At 41.8% G+C, this 1685-nt stretch carries 2 protein-coding genes; both read left to right on the top strand.

Translation table 11 applies throughout. The features are described 5' to 3' along the window. Positions 1-108 precede the first annotated feature (108 nt). Entirely contained in the window at positions 109-276 is a 168-nt protein-coding gene (locus HW443_RS11035; protein ID WP_176227004.1) for a hypothetical protein, read from the top strand. A 120-nt stretch (positions 277-396) separates the two neighbouring features. Next, positions 397-1632, top strand: a complete 1236-nt coding sequence (locus HW443_RS11040; RefSeq protein ID WP_176232039.1) for a DUF4214 domain-containing protein — start codon at positions 397-399, stop codon at positions 1630-1632. The last annotated feature ends 53 nt before the right edge of the window (positions 1633-1685 follow it).

Below are 1685 nucleotides of genomic sequence, written 5' to 3' on the forward strand. Positions count from 1 at the left end.
GAAATATTTATCCTATTCTGTTGACGTGTGCCAGGTTGCTTTTTTAGGTTTTTTTGCTTGACAAGAATCGGGGGGGTATACAATTAAAAATGAAAGGAGGAAGTGCTAATGGGTTCTGCCAAATCTCACGAGAAGAAACACAAGAAAGAATCAAAAGAGAAAAAGGTAAAAGGTTTGGAGGAAGAACTCAATATACGATATCACGATGTAAATCCGGAATGGAATTATACCATTTCGCCAAGGTTAATGAAATCAACAGAACAGGTTCAAAAGTAAACTTTATTTTGTTACATACGCTTACAGGCGGGGAGTTCCCGCTAAATTAAAGGTCGGTTTTTTGCCTAAGTTTTTTTTCAAAAATTTAGGTGGAATAAAAATTATTAGAAAGGAAAGCCAATGAAAAATTACTTAGTTTTATTAGGCATCTTTGTTTTGATCTTAGGATTTATTAGTCCTTCTACTGTCTCGGCTGAAGATTCAGATGGTGGAATAGGTCAAGAGTTAGCACCGGAAGGTAGCCCAACTGCTTTGGAACTGGCTGAAGCCATTCTTACACCGGGAACTGCGCCCTTCTTGGTATCGGCCAGTATGACCGGTGGTGCGGGTCAGTTCGAGGTCTATACAGCTTCTTTACAAGGCTTCCCCACAAGTGGTTCGTCCTGGGCTCTTATCAGCACCGGGAGGGCGTGTAGCATAGCTGGAGTGGCAACAACTTTCTACTCCTATGATACCGGTGGTCCTACCTCACCACCTTACAGTCATCGCGGCTACCCCTCTTATGATATTGCTACTTTGACACTAACTTTATCTGTTCCTGCTGGTGCTACCACCCTTAGTTTTGATTGGAAATTTGGAACCGAGGAGAATCCTGATAATATCGGTTCATACCTAGACTGGGCAAGCGCAATTGTTACTACTTCTGTTGGCTCAAGCAATATTCTTTTGTTTCCCGATGGTAAACCGGTTGATGTTGATAATGCTATTCCCTTCTCCAATAAAGTGACGGGTTCATCTTTAAAGCCCCTGCCACCTTATCCTTTGCCAAATGATGTAGTCTACAATGCCGCCACTGGATTGTACAAGGCTACCTTCAATGTTGCCCCTTTTGTTGGGGAAACCATCAGAATAGATTTTCAGATTGCTGATGAATTTGACGAAACCTATGATAGCGCCCTCTTCATTGACAATCTCAATATTGATTTACCTGCTCCTGCTCCAGAGCCAGCTCCTGCTCCTGCACCAGTAGATGAACAACCATTGACATACTATAGGAAGACAAACTCTGGTTTTGTAACTCTACTTTATAATAGAGTCCTACGTAGGGCTCCGGAACCGAAAGGACTGGATGGATGGGTAGCTGGGCTTGAAGGTGGTGCTTTAACTGGTGCTGACTTGGTTAATCACTTTATATTTAGTGAGGAATGCCAATATATAATCTCAGACTATACTAATGAAGAATTTATTACATTTTTGTATAAAGCCCTTTTTAAGAGAAAACCTGACTCAGAAGGCTATACTGCTTGGCTAGCCCATATGGCTGCTGGAATGACAAGAGAAGAAGTAGTAGGTGGTTTTACCGATTCAGAAGAATTTGTAAACTTGTGCAAAGAATTTGGGATTAGGGTCAAGTAATGGCGCCATAGACTTAGGTAGTGCTTATCTGTTTCTCTCCGTTTCCTCTGAGA

It is taken from the genome of Candidatus Hakubella thermalkaliphila (assembly GCF_013281975.1).
GTDB lineage: Bacteria > Actinomycetota > Humimicrobiia > Hakubellales > Hakubellaceae > Hakubella > Hakubella thermalkaliphila.